The organism is Azonexus hydrophilus (assembly GCF_001956855.1).
Classification (GTDB): domain Bacteria; phylum Pseudomonadota; class Gammaproteobacteria; order Burkholderiales; family Rhodocyclaceae; genus Azonexus; species Azonexus hydrophilus_A.
Map to the genome: position 1 here is coordinate 23,281 of NZ_MTHD01000008.1, position 21,070 is coordinate 44,350.

18 protein-coding genes are annotated in these 21,070 nt (G+C 62.5%); 10 read left to right on the forward strand and 8 right to left on the reverse strand.

All coding sequences use genetic code 11. The features are described from left to right. Positions 1–30 precede the first annotated feature (30 nt). Positions 31–1,434: a F0F1 ATP synthase subunit beta gene (atpD, locus tag BJN45_RS17060; protein ID WP_076097444.1), complete on the forward strand. Its 1,404-nt coding sequence runs from the start codon at positions 31–33 to the stop codon at positions 1,432–1,434. Positions 1,435–1,459: 25 nt separating this feature from the next. Next, complete coding sequence (locus tag BJN45_RS17065; protein ID WP_170873120.1) at positions 1,460–1,885, forward strand: F0F1 ATP synthase subunit epsilon; 426 nt, start codon at positions 1,460–1,462, stop codon at positions 1,883–1,885. Between the two features lie 64 nt (positions 1,886–1,949). On the opposite strand, the gene BJN45_RS17070 is transcribed toward BJN45_RS17065, so the two are convergent. The 7 genes from BJN45_RS17070 to BJN45_RS17100 form a co-directional block, all read right to left on the reverse strand. Continuing rightward, positions 1,950–2,528, reverse strand: a complete 579-nt coding sequence (locus BJN45_RS17070; RefSeq protein ID WP_076097447.1) for a ubiquinone biosynthesis accessory factor UbiJ — start codon at positions 2,526–2,528, stop codon at positions 1,950–1,952. A gap of 16 nt (positions 2,529–2,544) precedes the next feature. Next, positions 2,545–3,282: a bifunctional demethylmenaquinone methyltransferase/2-methoxy-6-polyprenyl-1,4-benzoquinol methylase UbiE gene (ubiE, locus tag BJN45_RS17075; RefSeq protein WP_076097449.1), complete on the reverse strand. Its 738-nt coding sequence runs from the start codon at positions 3,280–3,282 to the stop codon at positions 2,545–2,547. 5 nt (positions 3,283–3,287) lie between these two features. Then, positions 3,288–3,704, reverse strand: a complete 417-nt coding sequence (locus BJN45_RS17080; RefSeq protein WP_076097451.1) for a gamma-butyrobetaine hydroxylase-like domain-containing protein — start codon at positions 3,702–3,704, stop codon at positions 3,288–3,290. Positions 3,705–3,760: 56 nt separating this feature from the next. Beyond that, positions 3,761–5,368, reverse strand: coding sequence for a hypothetical protein (locus tag BJN45_RS17085; protein ID WP_076097453.1), 1,608 nt, complete (start codon positions 5,366–5,368; stop codon positions 3,761–3,763). Further along, positions 5,365–5,802 (reverse strand): HIT family protein, encoded by a 438-nt coding sequence (locus BJN45_RS17090; protein WP_430793462.1) that lies wholly within the window; start codon positions 5,800–5,802, stop codon positions 5,365–5,367. Before BJN45_RS17090 ends, BJN45_RS17085 begins: the two co-directional genes overlap by 4 nt. Positions 5,803–5,904: 102 nt before the next feature. Continuing rightward, a complete protein-coding gene (locus BJN45_RS17095; protein WP_076097457.1) occupies positions 5,905–9,780 on the reverse strand; it encodes a DUF3683 domain-containing protein in 3,876 nt (1,291 codons plus the stop codon). Between the two features lie 88 nt (positions 9,781–9,868). Beyond that, positions 9,869–10,294, reverse strand: coding sequence for a YqaA family protein (locus tag BJN45_RS17100; protein WP_076097458.1), 426 nt, complete (start codon positions 10,292–10,294; stop codon positions 9,869–9,871). Positions 10,295–10,330: 36 nt separating this feature from the next. Between BJN45_RS17100 and ilvA the strand changes: the two genes are divergently transcribed. From ilvA to BJN45_RS17120, 4 genes are all read left to right on the forward strand, one after another. Next, the gene (gene ilvA / locus BJN45_RS17105) at positions 10,331–11,863 is read left to right on the forward strand and encodes a threonine ammonia-lyase, biosynthetic (RefSeq protein ID WP_076097460.1); all 1,533 of its coding nucleotides are present in this window, start codon (positions 10,331–10,333) and stop codon (positions 11,861–11,863) included. Between the two features lie 90 nt (positions 11,864–11,953). After that, positions 11,954–12,886, forward strand: coding sequence for a cysteine synthase A (cysK, locus tag BJN45_RS17110; protein ID WP_076097462.1), 933 nt, complete (start codon positions 11,954–11,956; stop codon positions 12,884–12,886). After that, a complete protein-coding gene (locus BJN45_RS17115; RefSeq protein ID WP_076097464.1) occupies positions 12,883–14,013 on the forward strand; it encodes a MalY/PatB family protein in 1,131 nt (376 codons plus the stop codon). Before cysK ends, BJN45_RS17115 begins: the two co-directional genes overlap by 4 nt. Then, positions 14,010–14,297, forward strand: a complete 288-nt coding sequence (locus BJN45_RS17120; protein ID WP_076097466.1) for a hypothetical protein — start codon at positions 14,010–14,012, stop codon at positions 14,295–14,297. The genes BJN45_RS17115 and BJN45_RS17120 overlap by 4 nt, the downstream gene beginning before the upstream one ends. On the opposite strand, the gene BJN45_RS17125 is transcribed toward BJN45_RS17120, so the two are convergent. Then, the gene (locus BJN45_RS17125) at positions 14,281–14,859 is read right to left on the reverse strand and encodes a 5-formyltetrahydrofolate cyclo-ligase (protein ID WP_083651393.1); all 579 of its coding nucleotides are present in this window, start codon (positions 14,857–14,859) and stop codon (positions 14,281–14,283) included. The genes BJN45_RS17120 and BJN45_RS17125 overlap by 17 nt on opposite strands. Before the next feature lie 15 nt (positions 14,860–14,874). Between BJN45_RS17125 and BJN45_RS17130 the strand changes: the two genes are divergently transcribed. The 4 genes from BJN45_RS17130 to BJN45_RS17145 form a co-directional block, all read left to right on the forward strand. Further along, complete coding sequence (locus BJN45_RS17130) at positions 14,875–16,806, forward strand: lytic transglycosylase domain-containing protein (RefSeq protein ID WP_076097467.1); 1,932 nt, start codon at positions 14,875–14,877, stop codon at positions 16,804–16,806. An 87-nt stretch (positions 16,807–16,893) separates the two neighbouring features. Next, a complete protein-coding gene (locus tag BJN45_RS17135; protein ID WP_139326376.1) occupies positions 16,894–18,972 on the forward strand; it encodes a DUF1631 family protein in 2,079 nt (692 codons plus the stop codon). Positions 18,973–19,051: 79 nt separating this feature from the next. After that, positions 19,052–20,014, forward strand: a complete 963-nt coding sequence (locus tag BJN45_RS17140) for a complex I NDUFA9 subunit family protein (RefSeq protein ID WP_076097470.1) — start codon at positions 19,052–19,054, stop codon at positions 20,012–20,014. A gap of 17 nt (positions 20,015–20,031) precedes the next feature. Continuing rightward, positions 20,032–21,070 (forward strand): multifunctional CCA addition/repair protein (locus BJN45_RS17145; protein ID WP_076097472.1); only part of this gene is annotated, 1,039 nt, incomplete at its 3' end.

Sequence of the window (21,070 nt, forward strand, 5' to 3'; positions counted from 1 at the left end):
GCGACGCTTTTAATTATTGGGGATTTGAATATGAGTCAAGGTTCCATCGTTCAGTGTATCGGCGCAGTTGTGGACATCCACTTCCCGCGCGACGCGATGCCGAAGGTCTACGACGCACTCAAGCTGGATGCAGCAGAAGTCAACGGCATGGCCGAAGAAGGCCTGACCTTTGAAGTTCAGCAGCAGCTGGGTGACGGCGTGGTCCGTACCATCGCCATGGGTTCATCCGACGGCCTGCGCCGCGGCATGAAGGTTAACAATACCGGCGCCGGCATCTCCGTGCCGGTCGGCATGGGCACGCTGGGTCGCATCATGGACGTCCTCGGCCGTCCGATCGACGAAGCCGGTCCGATCCAATGTGACGAGCTGCGTGAAATTCACGCCGCCGCACCGAAGTTCGACGAACTGTCGTCGTCCGTTGATCTGCTCGAAACCGGCATCAAGGTTATCGATCTGATCTGCCCGTTTGCCAAGGGCGGCAAGGTCGGCCTGTTCGGCGGCGCCGGCGTCGGCAAGACCGTCAACATGATGGAGCTGATCAACAACATCGCCAAGCAACACTCGGGTTTGTCCGTGTTTGCCGGTGTTGGTGAGCGTACCCGCGAAGGTAACGACTTCTATCACGAAATGAAGGACTCCAACGTTCTCGACAAGGTCGCGATGGTGTTCGGTCAGATGAACGAACCGCCGGGCAACCGTCTGCGCGTTGCGCTGACCGGTCTGACCATGGCCGAGCGTTTCCGTGACGACGGTCGTGACATCCTGTTCTTCGTCGACAACATCTATCGCTACACGCTGGCCGGTACCGAAGTGTCCGCACTGCTCGGCCGTATGCCTTCCGCCGTGGGCTATCAGCCGACGCTGGCTGAAGAAATGGGTCGCCTGCAAGAACGTATCACCTCGACCAAGGTTGGCTCGATCACCTCCATCCAGGCCGTCTACGTGCCTGCCGATGACTTGACCGACCCGTCGCCGGCCACCACCTTCCTGCACCTCGACTCCACGGTCGTGCTGTCGCGTGACATCGCCTCGCTGGGTATCTACCCGGCTGTCGATCCGCTCGACTCCACCTCCCGCCAGCTCGACCCGCAAGTCGTCGGTGAAGAGCACTACTCGGTTGCCCGTGCCGTGCAGATGAACCTGCAGCGCTACAAGGAACTGCGTGACATCATCGCAATTCTGGGTATGGACGAACTGTCGCCGGAAGACAAGCTGGCCGTGTCCCGCGCCCGCAAGATCCAGCGCTTCCTGTCGCAGCCGTTCCACGTTGCTGAAGTCTTTACCGGTTCCCCGGGCAAGTTTGTACCGCTCAAGGAAACCATCAAGGGCTTCAAGGGTATTTGCAACGGCGAGTACGATCACCTGCCGGAACAGGCCTTCTACATGGTTGGCGGTATCGAAGAAGCCATCGAAAAGGCGAAGACGCTGCAGTAATGCGGCCTCAGCATAGGAGCCAGTAATGGTTATGACCGTTCATTGTGATGTCGTCAGTGCCGAAGAATCGATTTTCTCCGGTCTGGTGGAAATCGCAGTGTTCCCTGGCGAAGCCGGGGAACTCGGCATCCTGCCGCAACATACCCCGCTGTTGACCCGCATCAAGCCCGGCACCATTCGTCTCAAGGTGCCGGATCAAAGCGAGTTCGAACTGGTGTATGTCTCCGGCGGCATGCTGGAAGTCCAGCCCAACATGATCACCGTGTTGGCGGATACTGCAATTCGTGCCCACGACCTCGACGAGGCGAAAGCCCTTGAGGCCAAGAAGCACGCCGAGGAAGCACTGGCCAATCGCCAGGCAGAGATGGACTACGCCGCAGCCGAAGCAGAACTGGCTCAAGCGATCGCCCAACTGCAAGCCATTCAGCGTCTGCGCAAGCATACCCACTGAGCGATTTTCGCCCAGTCAAAAAAGGCAGCCTAGGCTGCCTTTTTCATTTTTGTGGATACCGCAATCAATCGGTCAGCCGACTCAGACGTTTATCCAGACGGGCCAGATCGTCGCGCAATACGTCGACCTCGCCGAGGAATGCCTTGATTTCTGCCGGACTGGCCAGCAGACCCGACTCTTCCGTCACGAATTCCAGCATGTTTTCGGCCATCCGCTGCCCGCCGTCCCGGGCTGCCGAAAACAGCGCCGCCCCCGAACGCATCAGGCGGCGCGCCGGAATATCGCCAACCAGACTGGCCAGATCGCCTTCCATGTCCCAGCGCAGATTGCGAAAAACAAAAGCCAGGGTTTCGGCGATGTCCGCCGCACCACTCAAGCGGGCCGCCGACATCAGGCTGCTGCGGTCAACCATCGCCCGGGCAGGAAAATCCCCAGGGAGTTCGATGCAGACATCCGGAAAAATACTCGCATCGCCGCCGGCCTGCAGAAAGCCAGCCGCATCGATCTGCAGGCTGATCCTCAGGCCGCCGGCCTGAATCCTGACGTGAGCACCGGCATGCTGGCGCAAGCGCTCACCGGCCCATGGGGAATCACCGATCAGGTGATTGACCGGCACGACGACCAAGCGCTCGAGAAGATTCATGGGAAGCCGGTCCGCCTCAGAACTTGAAGCCGCGGTGCAGGGCAACGACACCGAGCGCCATGTTGAAGTACTCGACCTTTTCGAAGCCGACCGTCTCCATCATCGATTTCAGCGTTTCCTGGTCCGGATGGACGCGGATGGATTCGGAAAGGTAGCGGTAGCTGTCGGAATCCTTGGTCACCAACTGCCCGATGCGCGGGATGACCTGGAAGGAATAGAAGTCGTAAACCGGCGCCAGCGGTTTCCATACCTGGGAAAACTCAAGCACCAGCAAACGCCCGCCAGGACGCAGCACACGCCGCATTTCCGCCAGCGCCTGGTCCTTGTGCGTCATGTTGCGCAAGCCGAAGGCGACGGTCACGCAATCGAACCAGTCATCCGGGAACGGAAGTTTTTCCGCATCGCACTGCGCTACCGGCAGCATGTAGCCCTTGTCCATCAGCCGATCGCGGCCACGGGCGAGCATTGCATTGTTGATGTCGGTCAGCCAGACCTGCCCGGTCTTGCCGACGCGTTTGGCGAAGGCCAGCGACAGATCGCCGGTACCACCGGCGACATCGAGGACACGGGAACCTTCACGCACACCGCTGCGCTGAATCGTGAAGGCCTTCCACAGACGGTGCATGCCACCCGACATCAGATCGTTCATCAGATCGTAACGGCTGGCGACCGAGTCGAAAACGTCGGCGACGCGACGGGCTTTTTCCTGCTCGGCAACGGTTTCGAAGCCAAAATGCGTTGTATCGTTTTTCATGGCAATCAGTGATGGTGGCTACAGGATGATCCGCTGTGGCGTGGCGTATCGTCGATATCGCGCGACGCCCCTTGCGCCTCGACCAGCCGCAGATACTCCGCCCAGAGCTCGTCGTGATGTAGGGCGAGATTATGCAACAGGTCCCAGGTATAAAGGCCGCTGTCATGGCCATCGGAAAACACCAGTTTCAGTGCGTAGGTGCCCACCGGCTCCAGGGCCAGCAGATCTACATTGCGCTTGCCCACCTGCAGCGTCTCCTGTCCCGGGGCATGCCCCCGCGCCTCGGCGGACGGGGTAAACACCCGCAGGTATTCGAAATCCAGGCGAAAGGACTGCTCGCCATAACCCAGTTCCAGCACCCGGCTCTTCGTGTGCAAACGGATCACCTCCGGAATCGGGGTATCTTTTTCCATACCGGCCATTATTCTCTCCACACCAGATTGACTAGTTTACCTTGAAGCGCCGAAACTGCGAGCGTTCAAAGTTCGATGATGCTGATCCTGTCGAAATCCGCCTGCCGTTGCAGCACGTGATTCATTCTCACCCGTCGGGTACGTTCCCCCGAAACCAGCTCGAGTTCCCGTCCTGCGTGGTAGTGACCAGAGGGCAATACCAGCGAAGTTTCCTCGCCAATGGCGGGCAGTGCCGGCAGGACGAATCCCGACGCATAGCGGTCCGTCATCGCGACACCTTCCTGGTCCAGTGGCCGGAAGCAAACCCCGCGCGGAATTCCCGGCAATGTTGCCAGACCGACGACGACCCCCCCCGACTCTTCCTGCATCAGCCAGGTGGCGTAAGCCAGCAGGAAGCGGTCACCGTCATGAGGGCACACTGCCATCAACTGGCCGTGCAGGATACGCTGCCCGGCCTCGCTGCGAGCCAATCGAAAACCATTGGCTGAATGATTGATGACTGACCAGTCCTCCAGCGGAAAATCGGCACGTGGCTTGATGACCAGGGCCTGAGCCGGATCTGCCCGGTCGCGGAAGGTGAATAGCTGGTCGAAATCCCCACGGGAGTAGGCGACGGCTGAATCAGGTTGTTGAAACGCTTCACCGCTGATGTGAAAGTACATGGCATCAAAGCCAGTCACCAGCCTGGCCGTACCCTCACTGGCAAAACGCCGGAAGCGACGGGCCGAGGCGGACTGTGACCACGGTTTGGCAAGGTGCTCGAGCACCTTGCCGACATGACTCGCACTTTCCTCGCCCAGACCAAGTTGCGATGGTGTGAAACGCATGCGCAGCTGACTGAGCATATGATCGATCTGCAGGCCCAGCCGGCCCGTATCCAGGCGCCGGACATCGCTTGCCGAGCCTTCGACCGAGACACTGGGGTGCAGCGGCTGATCCTTCATCAATTCGACGACATACGGCGGCAACTCAAGATCATTGTCGAGCGTGCCGATACCGACCAGCGGCGCCCACATTGCCGCCCAGCGGCGGATCAGGTTGAGGTTACGCACACTGTTGCTGTATGGACTGGCAACATCGATCAGCAACAGCGTGATGTAGGCTGCCGCACAGTGGGTCGCCTGGACGCTGTTTTCCAGCGTATCGCTGACCGGCGTGAAAGCGATGCCCCATTCTTCGGCCGTTTCGTAAAACCCGTGAAAATCGAGCCAGATGCCGGGCGGCAATTCGCGACGAGCACGGTAGTGCTCAAGAATGACCATACCGGTGTAGTAGATGCAGCGATGCAGTATCGTCGCCATCAGTTCCTGGTAACCGGGATCTTCCGTCGCCGGTTCTTCCAGGCTGGCACATAGTGCATAGGCCTTGCTCATCTTGTGCCAAGCCTGCACCACCATCTGGAAGGCCGATTCTTCCTCGGCCGTCAGCGGCACCGCCTTGTTGTGATAGGCACGTGCCATTTCCTCCTCGACAAAGCACAAGGGCACCCGGGCTTGTTCAAGCAGTTGAAAAAAGACCCCTGGATCGGGCGGGGTTGCGAGCAGGGCATCGAGAAACCCGGTCAACTGCCGCTCGGCCACCGCTGGATTAGCCAGCATCAATCCGCCGAGATAGTATGTACCACTGACCAGATCGACAATCTCGATGCATGCATATTGCTGGTTATCGTTCATGCCAATCCCTCTTGCGCAATCCGGCAGGTGATCGCCGCCGCCAGTTCGGGGTCGTCAATTACCGGCCTTATCGTCGTCGACGTCCGCTGGATGCGACCCCAGATCGGTTCCGGGAAATGCCGGTCATCCGTCCAGCGGGGAATGACATGCCAATGCAGATGCGGTACGACATTGCCGAAGCTGGCGAGGTTGATCTTGTCCGGTGAAAAGCACTGGCGAACAGCCGCTTCGACGGCAAAAACGACCGACATCAGGATGCTGCGCGAGGCGGCATCAAGATCCGTCATCTCCCTGACATGGGCATTCCAGATAACGCGGCAAAACCCGGGCTGTGCCGGGTCATCGACCCGTACAACACGGCAGTCGGTCGATTGCCAGAGAACAACTTCCCGGGATTCGGCACACAGTTCGCAAACGCTTGCAGTCACGATCAAGTCCTGTAGTTTTCCATAGGATTGCACCAGCCCCTTCATCCTGCAAGAGGCCGCTGCAAAACACCATGGATTCTGCGGTCAAGCGTTGCGAAAACCCTTGATTCAGAGCAACACGCGTTCGATTCCGCCCGTATTGGCCTTGCCGACGTATTCCGCCATCCAGTTGTCACCCAGCAGGTGCTTGGCCATCTCGACGACGATGTAGTCGGCCTGCGTGCCGGCGTCGTCATCGTAGCGGGACAAGCCCTGCAGACAGGCCGGACAGGAGGTCAGGATCTTCACTTCACCAGCAAATCCATCGGCTCGCAGTTGCGCTGCGCCCTTTTCGATTTCCTGCTGCTTGCGGAACTTCACCTGCGTCGCAATATCCGGGCGCGAGTAGGCGAAGGAGCCGGAATCTCCGCAACAGCGGTCGGTCAGCGGCACATCCTGGCCCATCAAGGCCTTGGTCACGGCAAGCGGCGCATAGGCCTTCATCGGCGTGTGGCAGGGATCGTGGTACATGTAGCGCGTACCCTCGACGCCTTCGAGCTTGATGCCCTTTTCCATCAGGTACTCGTGGATGTCGAGCAGGCGACAGCCCGGGAAGATTTTCTCGAACTGGTACTTCTGCAACTGATCCATGCAGGTTCCACATGAAACAATCACCGTCTTGATGTCGAGATAGTTCAGGGTCGTGGCAACACGGTGGAAGAGCACGCGGTTGTCGGTCGTGATCTTCTGGCCTTTGTCCTCATCACCGGACGCATTCTGTGGATAGCCGCAGCACAGGTAACCCGGTGGCAGAACCGTGGTTGCACCGACTTCATAGAGCATCGCCTGGGTCGCCAGGCCAACCTGCGAGAACAGGCGCTCGGAACCGCAGCCCGGGAAATAGAAGACGGCATCAGACTCCTCCGTCGTTTTCTTCGGATTACGGATCACCGGGATGACCTTGTCGTCCTCGATATCGAGCAGCGCGCGCGAGGTACGCTTGGGCAAGTTGCCTGGCATCGGCCGGTTGAGGAAGTGGATCACCTGGGTCTTCACCGACGGCGCACCGAGCGAGGCGGGCGGGTGCTTACGCGTCTCCTGGACCAGGCCGAGCGCCTTGGCCGCCTTGTGCGCCAGGCGCTGGGCCTTGAAGCCGAAGTCCATCATGACGCCACGCATCAGCTTGATCGTCGCCGGGTCCTTCAGGTTCAGGTAGGTCATCGCCGCCACGGTGCCCGGGCTGAAGCGCTTCTTGTCCTGTTTGCGCAGGAAATTGCGCATGGCGACAGAAACATCGCCGAAATCGATGTCGACCGGACAAGGCTTCAGGCAGCGGTGGCAGACCGTGCAATGGTCGGCAACATCGTTGAACTCGTCGAAGTGCTTCAGCGAAATGCCGCGCCGGGTCTGCTCTTCGTAGAGGAAGGCCTCGACCAGCAGCGAAGTGGCGAGGATCTTGTTGCGCGGGCTGTAGAGCAGGTTGGCCCGCGGCACATGCGTCGAGCAGACCGGCTTGCACTTGCCGCAACGCAGGCAGTCCTTGACCATGTCGGAGATTTTGCCGATCTCGGACTGCTCCATGATCAGCGACTCGGCACCGAGCAGGTTGAACGACGGTGTGTAAGCATTGGTCAGGTCGCCCCCGGCCATCAGCTTGCCCTTGTTGAAGCGGCCTTCCGGATCGACCTTCTGCTTGTAGGCGCGGAAGGGACCGATTTCCTCCTCGGTCAGGAACTCCAGCTTGGTGATGCCGATGCCGTGTTCGCCCGAAATCACGCCATCCAGCCCACGGGCGAGATGCATGATGCGCTCGACCGCCTTGTTGGCTGTCTGCAGCATCTCGTAGTTGTCGGAATTGACCGGGATGTTGGTGTGCACGTTGCCGTCGCCGGCATGCATGTGCAGCGCGACGAAAACGCGGCCGCGCAGCACTTCCTTGTGGATCGCCTCGATCCGCTCAAGGATCGGCCGGTACATCGCGCCGTCGAAAATCTTGGCCAGGCGGGCTTTCAGCTCCAGCTTCCACGAGGTACGGACCGAATAGTCCTGCAAGCGATGGAACAGCTTAGGATTGGCCGCCTTGTTGGTCAGTTCGCCGGCGACCACACCGTACGACGCAAAGCGCGACTCGGCTTCGGCCAGCGGCAGGTCGAGGTTGTCCAGCAGCCATTCCCAGCGCAGGCGGACGGCTTCGACGTAGTCCAGTGCGGCCTGCTTGCGATCGCCGATCAGCACGTCCTTGTCGAGGTTGGCATCGCCGGCGTGCAACGGCAGTTCGCCCTGCAGGAATTCGCTCAGCGCAGCGCACAGCGCCAGCTTGTTCTGCGTCGACAGCTCGATGTTGATGCGTTCGATGCCGTCGCAGTATTCGCCCATGCGCGGCAGCGGGATGACCACGTCCTCGTTGACCTTGAAGGCGTTGGTATGACGCGAGATGGCGGCGGTGCGCGAACGGTCGAGCCAGAATTTCTTGCGCGTTTCACCGTCGACCGCAATAAAGCCCTCGGCCGCGCGCAGGTTGCACATGCGTACGACATCCGACGCGGCAGCCATCACCGCCTTTTCGTCATAACCGACGATATCGCCGATCAGCACCATCTTCGGTCGGCCGTGACGCTTGGCCTTGGTCGCGTAACCGACCGCCTTGACGTAGCGCTCGTCGAGGTGTTCCAGGCCGGCGAGCAGAACGCCCGCCGCATTGCCGGCGCCGCCCGGCTTGAAGTAGTCGGTGATCTCGACGATCGCCGGCACTGCTTCGCGCACCTGGCCGAAGAACTCCAGGCAGACGGTGCGCGTCACCGGCGGCATCTTGTGCAGCACCCAGCGGGCGGCGACGATGATGCCGTCGGTACCTTCCTTCTGCACACCAGGAATGCCGCCGAGGAACTTGTCGGTGACGTCCTTGCCCAGGCCGGTCTTGCGGCAGGCAGCGCCGGGCATGACCAGGACTTCCTCGCCGAGCAGCTTCCTGCCGCTCGGATCGAAGCGCTTGACGCGGAATTCGACGTTTTCCTGCTCGTGGATCTTGCCGTAGTTGTGATTGACGCGTTCGACTTCGAGCCAGTTGCCGTCCGGATCGACCATCTTCCACCAGGCCAGATTGTCGAGCGCGGTACCCCACAGCACGGCCTTCTTGCCGCCGGCGTTCATGGCGATGTTGCCGCCGATGCACGAGGCCGACGCCGAGGTCGGGTCGACGGCGAAGACGCGGCCGGCCAGCGAAGCAGCTTCGGAGACGCGGTCAGTGACGACGCCGGCACCGGTACGAATCGTTGCGTACGGCGTTTCATGGCCGGCCAGCACCAGTTCCTCGACCGGACCGATGTCGATCAGTTTTTCCGTATTGATCACCGCCGAGTAGGGCGTCAGCGGCACGGCGCCGCCGGTGTAGCCGGTACCGCCGCCACGCGGGATGATGGTCAGGCCGGCTTCGATGCAGCCACGGACGAGGTGGCCGATTTCTTCTTCGGTATCCGGATAGAGGACGACAAACGGGTATTCGACACGCCAGTCGGTCGCATCGGTGACGTGCGAGACGCGGGCCAGACCGTCGAAGGCGATGTTGTCGCGGCGGGTGTGCTTGCCGAGATACTTCAACACCTTGCGGCGCAGGTCGATGGTCTTGCCGAAATGGGCTTCGAAACGATCAACCGCTTCCTGGGCGGCAAGCACCAGCCGACGGACTTTTTCCGAACGCTCGTGATCCTCCGATTCGCTTTCCGTGCGCCGCTTCTCGACTTCCTTCAGCCGGTGGCGCAGGGCATTGACCAGCGCATCGCGGCGCTCGCGGTTGTCGAGCAGATCATCTTCCAGGTAGGGATTGCGCTGGACCACCCAGATGTCGCCCAGCACCTCGTAGAGCATGCGCGCCGAGCGGCCGGTGACGCGCTCGCTGCGCAGTTCGTCGAGCGCTGCCCAGTTGTCGGCGCCAAGCAGCCGGATGACGATCTCGCGATCGGAAAACGAAGTGTAGTTGTACGGGATTTCGCGCAGGCGGGCGGTCATGGAAGCAGCCGGGATCTGTCAAAAGATGGATTTTAGCGTATTGCGGCGCAACACGCGGGGCCAGTGGACCACGACACCGGCTCAGGGTTCAGTTCGTCAGCGCACTTTGCGCCACCAGCCAGTAGCGGGCGAACTTGCCGAGCGCCATGAACAGGCAGCACGGCAACCAGTGCAGGCGCAACCAGCCGGCGGCAAGACACAGCGCATCGCCGACCAGCGGCAGCCAGGAAAAGAGCAGGGCAGGGCTGCCCCAGCGTTGCAGGTGATGCATCTGCGGCAGTTGATCGAGTCGCTGCCAGCGCGGCAGGAAGCGGCCGCAGGCCCAGGACGTCATGCCGCCGGCCGTATTGCCCAGCGTCGCCAGCCATAGCGCGGTCGACGCCTGTTCCGGGTGCATTTTCAGAAAGCCCCAGAGCACCGCTTCCGAGCCGCCGGGCAACAGGGTTGCGGCAAGAAAACTGCTGAGGAACAGGCCGGCAAGCCCTTGTTCCGCCGTGACGTTTATCCACTCCACCCGTAGAATCTCCCTTTTGCCTTGTCGAATTGCGCCATGCACCCGGATTATCTCGAAAAAGTACTCAATGCCCAGGTTTACGATGTGGCGGTGGAAACGCCGCTGGACCTGGCCGGCAACCTGTCCGCCCGGGTCCATAACCGTATCTGGCTGAAGCGCGAGGACATGCAGCCGGTGTTTTCCTTCAAGCTGCGCGGCGCCTACAACAAGATCGCCAGCCTGTCGGCCGAGAAGCTCAAGCGCGGCGTCATCTGCGCCTCCGCCGGCAACCATGCCCAGGGCGTGGCGCTGTCGGCGGCCAAGCTGGGCTGCCGGGCGGTCATCGTCATGCCGACGTCGACGCCGGGGATCAAGATCGAAGCGGTGAAACGGCGGGGTGGCGAAGTCGTGCTGCATGGCGAGTCCTATGATGAAGCCTACGCGCACGCGCTGGAACTGGAAAAAAGCGAGAAACTGACCTTTGTTCATCCTTTTGATGACCCGGAAGTGATCGCCGGCCAGGGCACCACCGCGCTGGAAATCCTGCGCCAGCATTCGCGCCACAACGGGCCGATCCACGCCGTTTTCTGCGCCATCGGCGGCGGCGGCCTGGCCGCCGGCGTGGCCGCCTACATCAAGCGCCTGCGCCCGGAAATCAAGGTCATCGGGGTCGAGACTTTCGACGCCGACGCGATGAAACAGTCGATCGCCAAGGGACACCGCGTGCGCCTGCCGCAGGTCGGATTGTTCGCCGACGGCACGGCGGTCAAGTTCGTCGGTGAGGAAACCTTCCGCCTGTGCAAGGAACACCTCGACGACATCATCCTGGTCGATACCGACGCCATCTGCGCCGCGATCAAGGATGTCTTCGAGGACACGCGTTCGATCCTCGAACCCTCGGGCGCGCTGGCCGTCGCCGGGGCCAAGGAATACGCCCGCCAGAACAAGCTCAAGGACAAGAACCTGGTGGCCGTGACTTCCGGTGCCAACATGAACTTCGACCGCCTGCGCTTCGTCGCCGAGCGCGCCGAGTTCGGCGAACAGCGCGAGGCGGTGTTCGCCGTCACGCTGCCGGAGAAGCCGGGCGCCTACAAGAAGTTCCTGGCGCTGATCGGCAAACGCAGCATCACCGAGTTCAACTACCGCTACCACACGGCCAGCGAGGCGCATGTTTTTGTCGGCGTCCAGGTGGTCGACCGCAAGGAATCGCTGAAGCTGGTCGACAGCCTGCAGAAGCACGGCTACCCGACGCTCGACCTGAGCGACGACGAAATGGCCAAGAACCATATTCGTCACATGGTCGGCGGTCACGCACCGGCGGTTTGCGAGCAGGGGATGCGCGAACTGCTGTACCGCTTCGAATTCCCGGAACGGCCGGGCGCCCTGATGAACTTCCTGACCCAGATGAGTGCCGGCTGGAACATCAGCCTGTTCCATTACCGCAATCACGGCGCCGATTATGGCCGCGTGCTGGTCGGCATGCAGGTTCCACCCGGCGAAATGGGGCAGTTCCGCGAGTTCCTGAAGAACCTTGGCTACGCGCACTGGGACGAAAGCGACAACCCGGTGTACAAGCTCTTTCTCGGCTAAGCACGAAATCTCATAACAACTTGCCAATTGATTCTTTGCGGTGATCAAGGCAGCCACTAGACTGCCGTCATCGGATTCCGGAGAAAACCCATGAACATCGCCAGCAACATCAGCGCACTGGTCGGCAACACGCCGCTGGTCAAGCTCAATCGCCTCACCGCCGGCTGCGGCGCCACCGTCGTCGCCAAGCTGGAGTTCTTCAACCCCGGCCACAGCGTCAAGGACCGCATCGCTGTCGCCATGCTCGACGCCGCCATCGCTGCCGGCAGGATCGGCCCGGACACCGTCGTCCTCGAGCCGACCTCGGGCAACACCGGCATCGGCCTGGCGATGGTCTGCGCCGCGCGCGGCATCAAGGCGGCGTTCGTCATGCCGGAAACGATGAGCCGCGAACGCAAGCTGCTGCTCAAGGCCTACGGTGCCGAACTGATCCTGACGCCGGGCGCCGAAGGCATGGGCGGCGCGATTGCCAAGGCCAAGGCATTGGCTGATGCCGACCCGAAATACTTCATCCCGCAGCAGTTTGAAAATCCGGCCAATCCCGAGGTCCACCGCAACACGACGGCCGAGGAAATCTGGCGCGACACCGACGGTCAGGTCGACATCATCGTTGCCGGCGTCGGCACCGGCGGCACCGTCACCGGCATCGGCGAAGTCCTGAAAGCGAGAAAACCCGGGGTCAAGGTCATTGCCGTCGAACCCGATGCCTCGCCGGTACTGTCCGGCGGCCAGAAGGGCCCACACCCGATCCAGGGCATCGGCGCCGGCTTCGTCCCGGGCGTGCTCAACACCGCTATCTACGACGAGGTGATCCGCGTCCGCAACGACGACACTTTCGCCACCGCCCGCCGGATGGCGACGGACGAAGGCCTGCTCGTCGGCATTTCCTCCGGCGCCGCCACCTGGGCCGCGCTGGAACTGGCCAGGCGCCCGGAAAATGCCGGCAAGCTGATCGTCGTCATCATTCCGTCCTGCGGCGAACGCTACCTGTCCACCGCGCTTTACGAGCACCTGGACGTTTGAACGACTTCACCACCGTCATCGACCGACGGCATGGCGATTCCATCAAATGGGGCCGCTATGCCGGTCGCGACATCCTGCCGCTGTGGGTCGCCGACATGGATTTCGCCGCGCCGCCGGCGGTCATCGAGGCCGTCCAGCGACGCCTCGCGCATGGCGTTTTCGGTTACGGCGCAACACCGCCAACGCTGACGGAGTCAGTGCTTGCTCACCTGCAAGCTGAATATTCCTGGACGATCGAAGCCGAATGGATCGTCTGGCTGCCAGGCCTGGTCAGCGGCCTGAACATCGCCTGCCGGGCGATTGACGGTGACGTACTGACGGCAACGCCGATTTACCCGCCTTTCCTGTCCGCCCCCCGGCTGTCGGGCCGGGCCTTGCACAGCGTCGATCTGACCTGCGCCGCAGGCCACTGGCAGTGGGACAAAAATGCCCTGCAGGCGGCGTCGACCGCAACAACGCGGCTGTTCCTGCTGTGCCATCCGCACAACCCGGTCGGCCGCTGCTGGAACCGCGAAGAACTGCTCGATCTGGCCGATTTCGCCGAGCGCAACGACCTCATCGTCTGTTCCGACGAAATCCACTGCGGCCTGATCCTCGACACCGACAAACAGCACATTCCGTTCGCCAGCCTGTCGCCCGAAGCGGCACGACGCAGCATCACGCTGATGGCGCCGTCGAAGACCTTCAACATCCCCGGACTGGGCTGCGCCTTCGCGGTCATTCCCGATGCCGGCCTGCGTCGCCGCTTCCTGCGCGCGATGGACGGCATCGTGCCGCATGTGAATGTGCTCGGGCTGGCCGCCTGCGAAGCCGCCTACCGCGATTGCGGCGACTGGCACCGCGAACTGCTCGCCGTGCTCCGTGCCAACCGCGACCGCGTCGATGCTGCGGTCAACGGCCTGGCCGGGGTAAAAACCAGCCACGTCGAAGCCACCTACCTGGCCTGGCTCGATGTCCGCGAACTCGGGCTGGAAAACCCGCACGCGCATTTCGAGACGCATGGCATCGGCCTGTCCGAAGGCCGGGATTTTGGCGCCCCCAGCTGGCTGCGCCTCAACTTCGGCTGTCCGCCGGCGACGCTGGACGAAGCCCTGCGCCGGCTGGCAGCCGGCTGCCGCGCCGCATGAACGCCTACCAGCTCAGCCTGCTGGCGCTGGTTGCCGGCCTGCTGGGTCAGGCGGTCGCCAGCGGCCTCGCCCTCGAATGCTTTTTCCACCGCAAACTGCCTACCAGCACGCGCCGCCTGTGGTTCGTCCTCGCCATCGGCGCCTTGCTCCTTGGCCTGCATCACGGCTATTCGATCGAACTGGCGCTGAAGACCGGCCTCTACGATTTCCGCCAGGCGCTGCTCGCCGGCGCCGCCGGACTGCTCTATGCGATCGCCGTCATCGGCTTCAGTCGCCGGGCCTGAACGCACCGGCTTCGGTAACGATCCAGTCCAGACGCTGATCATGACTTTCCGGATGAATGCTGTCGACCCGGTTGATCTCGAAGCCGACACCGACCGTCAGCGGTCGTGGCCGCAGCGTTGCCAGCGTCCGGTCGAAATAGCCGCCACCGTAGCCGAGGCGATAGCCGGCCGCATCGAAACCGTTGAGCGGCAACAGGATCAGGTCGGGCACCAGCCAGTCGCCATCGACCGGCGTCGGAATGCCGTAGCGATCGGCCTGCAGCACGGATTGCCCGTGCCAGGCCCGAAAGCGCAAGGGCGCCGCTTCATCGATCACGACCGGCAGGGCAGCGCGTGTTCCTTGTTCGACCCAATCCCCGACAATCGCCCGCACATCGGGCTCGTTCTTGATCGGCCAGCAAAAGGCGCAAATTTCGGGTCTGGGCAGCGTCGACCGCAGGATTTCGACAATCTGCCCGGACAGGCGCGCATGCGCCGCCTCGCCGAGCGCCATGCGCCGGCTTGCCATCTCGCGCCGCAAGGCCCGTCGCCGGGCCGTGCTATCCTCAGACAGACTCATCATCCGGCCAAATCTAGCATGAAGTTTTGCGTTTTACTCATTGCCTTCACCCTGAGCTTTTCCGCTGTCGCCCAGACCGCCGACAACAGCCAGTTCCTCGCCGCCCGCGAAGCCTTTCGCAAGGGCGACCTGAACCGTCTCGAAGCCGCTGTTGCCGGCATCGGCAAACACCCGCTGGCGTCCTACGCGGAAAATTACCGGCTGCGCAACCTGATGGCCCGCGACGAGACCAGTGGCATTCCCGGCTTCCTGAACGCCAACGATGGCAGCTACGTGGCCGAGAAACTGCGCGCCGACTGGCTGCGCTGGCTGGCCCGGCGTTCCACGTGGAACCTGATCGAAGCCGAATACCCGAAACTGCGCGCCCCGGAACCGGAAATCACCTGCCTCAACCAGCAGGCCCGCTGGGCTCGCGGCGACCGCAGCGTCATCGACGAAGCCCAGAACCTGTGGCTGACCATGCTCGAACCGCCGGAAGGCTGCCAGCCTCTGCTCGACCTGCTGGTCGCGACCCGACGCATCGACAGCGATGCCGCCTGGGCGAGGGCGCGTCTGCAAATCGAAGCCAACCGGCCAGTCTGGGCCCGGCGTACGCTGAACTACCTGCCGGACAGCCAGTTGCCCGATGGCGGCAGCTTCGACGCCGCAGTCAAGAACGCCATGTCCTACCTGGCACGCCAGCCCGCCAGCTGGCACACCACGCGCAGCGGCCGTGAGCTGACCGCCATCGCCATCCGCTACGTGGCAGCCAACGATCCCGCCACTGCCGCCCGCGAACTGGAAAAACGCCAGAGCCAGTTGCAGCGCCCGGAGACGCAATGGGCCTGGAGCCAGATCGCCCTCCAGGCAGCGCGCAAGCATCTGCCGGAGACCCTGGGATGGTATGCCAGTGCCGGCAACACCCCGCTCAGCGAAGAGAATCATCAATGGAAAGTGCGCAGCGCCCTGCGCGCACTGGCCTGGGGCGAAGTCCGCAGCAGCATCGAAGCGATGCCGCCGGAACTCGCCGCCCGTCCGGAATGGGTCTATTGGCTGGGCCGCGCCTACAAGGCCGGCGGCCGCAGCAGTGAAGCCGATGCCTTGTTCGCCAAAATTGCCGGCCAGGCACACTTCTACGGCAACCTGGCTGACGAGGAACTCGGCCGCATCATCCAGACGCCCACCCGTGCCGCCGCCCAGAGCAGCGATGAAATCCGTGCCGCCCGCGATAACCCCGGACTGCAGCGAGCACTCACGCTGTTCCAGCTGGACATGCGCACCGAAGCCGTACGCGAATGGAACTGGTCGCTGCGCGGCATGAACGACCGCGAACTGCTGGCAGCGGCCGACCTGGCTCAGCAGAACCGGATCTGGGACCGGGCGATCAATACCGCCGACCGCACGCGCAACGAGCACGACTACACGCTGCGCTTCCTCTCGCCCTTCGCCGACCAGATCCGCCCGGTAGCCCGCCAGCAATCGCTGGATGACGCCTGGGTATACGGCCTGATGCGCCAGGAGAGCCGGTTCATCACCAGCGCCCGATCAAGCGTCGGCGCCTCCGGCCTGATGCAGCTGATGCCGGCCACCGCCAAGTGGGTGGCCAAGAAGATCGGCCTGACCAACTTCAGCCATAGCCAGGTCAACGACACCGACGTCAACGTGCTGCTGGGAACATCCTACATGCGCATCGTCATGGAAAACCTCGACAATCACCCGGTACTCGCCTCTGCAGCCTACAATGCCGGCCCCGGCCGGGCCAAGCGCTGGCGCGCCGAACAGCCACTGGAAGGCGCGATCTACGCGGAAACCATACCGTTCTCGGAAACGCGCGATTATGTGAAGAAGGTGATGAGCAACGCGGTTTACTACTCGGCACAGTTCACCGGCAAGCCGGATTCCCTGAAAACACGACTTGGCGTGATCACGCCAGCATCCGCGGCGCCAATGAAAGACCGTGATTTACCATGAAAAGCGTGCCCTCCCGCCCGCTCGGTGCCAGAATGGCGCTTTCGACAAATCCGTCGATACGGCGACCGTGAGTACGCGAACCTGCTTGTGAATACCGCAAAAACCTCTGCAGCATTTGACCGCTTCGACATCCAGAAGACTTGTCGGGCGTATTTTCTCGGACATCTCGCAGCCCTGTTGCGGGACAGCAAACTTGCCTCGGAAGCGGCGATTGCCGCCATCGTTGATGGCGCTGGCCGGTACTTTGACGACATGGTGGCAAGCCGGCGTCGCGGTGGTTTCGCCGAAGAGGCCAAAGGACTGACATCGTCACGGATATCGCTGGTCGGCGACGATGACCTTGAACTGAACATCCGTCTAGACAATCTGAGCACCCGGCTGGCAGAGACGACCAGCGTCCCGCTATGGAAGACGCATCTGCGCTTCGTCACCTTGCTCGGCCGGCCCGATCTGCCCAAGACCGATAATCCGGTCGGTCCGCCAGGGATCACCCACGGCCTGCTGGCGCTGTTCCAGGCCGCAGGTGCCACCTCGCTCGAAGAAAAGCTGGATCTGCTCGACCGTATCGAAGTCGTGTTGCGCGATGGTTTGCCGATTCTCTATACCCAGATCGACGCGCTGCTCGATCAGGCCGGCGCCGAAGCCGCGCAGCCAGGCATCATCGGTACGCAGGAGAGCCCGGTTGCGGCAAAACCAGGGGCGACCGCAGCCCCCCAGCCCCCGTCGACCACATCGGAAAACCTGCTGGCCAGGCTTTCCGGCCAGCAGGGTGCCGGCGGATTTTCCGGGCGCGGCAGCCCGCTGATCAGCCAGGCCAGCCTCGACAATCTCCTCTTCCGCCTCGATCAGATGGAGCGGACCCAACGCAACAGCAACGATTTCCTGACAGCGACTTCACCCAATCTGGAGTCCCTGATCCCCGGATTGTTCAGCGATACGCCAAAACCAGCCGAAACGCCGGCCCAACCGATCCGCGCACGTGATCTTGGCATTCCCTCAAATGTTGCGGAAGGGCAGGCGATCGATTCCGTGGGGCTGATCTGCGAAGCCATTTTTTCCGATCAGCAACTGCCGGATGTGCTCAAAACGCTGATTTCCAGCCTCCAGGTCAGCATCGTCAAACTGGCCCTGAAGGACAGCTCGCTGTTCACCCGCACCGAACACCCCTGCCGTCTGGTGATCAACCGCATGGGCCAGGCCCTCATTGGCTTGCCCATCGATGTTTCGATCCAGCATCCGACATGCACGCGGCTGTTCGAGATTGCCAGCCGGCTGCGCAACGGCTTTGCCGGTGATGTCGGCGCCTTTGTCACTGCCGCGGATGCCTTGGCGGAAGTGCTGCAAGCACGCCACGACGAGACCGTCCGGCAAGCGGCGAGCTACCTGCCGCTCCTGCACCAGCTCGACCGCCGCGACCAGGCATCGCGCGATATCCAGCAGTTGTTCGACGGTCTGGGTATGGACGAGATTCCGGAAGGCCTGCAGCGCTTCATCCGTCAGGACTGGAAACGGCTGCTCGAGAAAACCTGGTTCGAACAGGGACCGGAAAGCCAGTCCTGGCAGGAACACGCCAATACCTTGTCGACCCTTCTCTGGACCTTCCAGCCAAAGGCCGACAGCGAGCAGCGCAAGGCCCTGGCCCGCCAGCTACCGGGTGTGCTCAAGGCCATCAAGAGCGGCATGGAAGCATTGCAGCTGTCGCCAGATGCCCAGACGGAAGTTCTTGATCTCTGCTTCGCACTGCAAACCCGGGCTCTGCGGGCTGCCTCTGCAGAGAACGAACCGGCCGGCAGCATCCCGACGATTGCCGCAGCCGGCATCGGTAATTCCAGCAAGCAACTGGTGCAGGGCCGGATAGAAGCCGGCACGCTGATCCTGCACACGATGGATTTCGCTTCGCCACCTTCCGGCACTGCGCGCGGCGCTCATGCCGTCGGCGATTGGATGGAATTGCCGCTGGACGGCAGCCACCACCCGCTTTGTCTCTGTCACCAGAGCGCAGCGAGCGGCCGTTACCTGTTCTTCAATCCCGCGCTGATGCTGGCCGTTTCGGTTCATCCGATGCTCCTCGACAGCCAGCTGAAAAGCGGCAATGCCCGCAAGCTCGGGCAACCGCCCCTGTTCGATGCAGCTGTCGCCCGCGCACTGGATTCCATTGAGCGCTGAACGAACGCACAAGCCCATGCCGGGGTCGGCGCATTTGCCGTAAAATTGTAGTTTCACGAAACGTATGGCGGGGTTCCAGATGAGTATCAAGAAGGTCTTGCTGCTGGGGGGTAGCGGTTTTGTCGGTACCTATATCGTCAATCGTCTGGCCCAGCGCGGTATTGAAGTCACCGTACCGACGCGCCGCCGCGAGCGGACCAAGGCGCTGATCATGCAGCCTGGCGTGGACATGCCGGAAGCCAATATTCATTGCCAGGAAACGTTGACCGCACTGATGCGCGGCCACGATGCGGTGATCAATCTGGTCGGCATCCTGCACAGCCGCGACGTCAAGCTGCCGTACAGCGACGATTTCGCCAAGGCCCATGTCGAGCTGCCAAAGAAGATCGTCGCTGCCTGCAAGGCCACCGGCGTCCGCCGCCTGGTGCACATGAGCGCACTCAAGGCCGATCCGAAAGGCCCTTCCGAATATCTCGCCTCCAAGGGTGAAGGTGAAGCCATCGTGATGGCTGCCGCCGGCGAACTCGACGTCACGGTCTTCCGTCCGTCGGTGATCTTCGGCCTTGGTGATTCCTTCCTGTCGATGTTCGCCAAGATCCTCAAGATCGCCCCGATCTTCCCGCTCGGCTTCGGCCATGCCCGTTTCCAGCCGGTCTGGGCTGCCGACGTCGCCGATGCCTTCGTCAACAGCCTGAGCGATGTCAGCACTTTCGGCCAGGCTTACGACCTGGTCGGCCCGCAGGTGTACACGCTGCGCCAGCTGGTCGACTACACCGCCAGGCTGACCGGCAGCAAGGCCCGCATCGTTCCGCTGTCCGAAGGCTGGGCTTACCTGCAGGCCGGGCTGATGTGGCTGGCACCGAATCCGCTGATGTCGCCGGACAACCTGCGCTCGATGCAGGTCGACAGCGTCTGCGAAGGTGACTGCCAGTTGCCCGCCGGCTGGAAGCCGACCGCAGTGGAAGCGATCGCACCGACCTACATCGCCGGAAAAACGCCGAAGGGCAAGCTCGACAGCTTCCGCTTCCGCGCCGGTCGCTGAGAGCGACTCCGCCCGTCGTGCAGGTATTCATCGTCGGCGGCGCCGTCCGGGATGAATTGCTCGGTCGCGCCTGCGCCGACCGCGATTACGTGGTCGTCGGCGCCACCCCGGAAAGCATGCTGGCGGCTGGTTTCCGGCCGGTCGGCAAGGATTTTCCGGTGTTCCTGCACCCGGAGACGCAGGCGGAATACGCGCTCGCCCGAACCGAGCGCAAGACCGGCCGCGGCTATCACGGCTTCGCCTTCCACGCCGCGCCCGACGTCACGCTGGCAGAGGATCTCGGCCGCCGCGACCTGACCATCAATGCGATGGCCAGGGACGAGGCGGGCGAGCTGGTCGATCCCTTCCACGGTCAACGCGACCTGCAGGACAAAATCCTCCGCCACGTCGGCCCGGCCTTTGCCGAAGACCCGGTGCGCATCCTGCGCCTGGCCCGTTTTGCCGCCCGCTTCACCGATTTCTCGATTGCCCCGGAAACGCTGGCCCTGATGCGCCGGATGGTCGCCGATGGCGAGGTCGATCACTTGGTCGCCGAACGCATCTGGCAGGAACTGGCCAAAGGACTGATGGAAGAAAAGCCATCGCGGATGTTCGAGGTCCTGCGCGACTGCGGTGCGCTGGCCCGGCTGTTGCCGGAGGTTGATGCGCTGTTCGGCATACCGCAACGCGCCGACTATCACCCGGAAATCGACACCGGCATCCATACCCTGATGGTCATCGACCAGGCTGCCGGCCGCCAGTTTCCGCTGACCGTCCGCTACGCGGCACTGTGCCACGACCTCGGCAAGGCCCAGACACCGGCCGACATCCTGCCCCGGCACATCGGCCACGAAATGCGCAGCGTCGCCCTGTGCGAGACGCTCAGCGAGCGCCTGCGCGTGCCCAACGACTGCCGCGATCTGGCACTGCTGATGGCCCGCCATCACGGAACCATCCACCGGGCTGGCGAGATGCGCGCGTCAACGCTCGTCGAATTGCTGGAAAAATGCGATGCACTGCGCCGTCCTGCCCGTTTCAACGAACTGCTCGACAGCTGCCTGTGCGACTATACCGGGC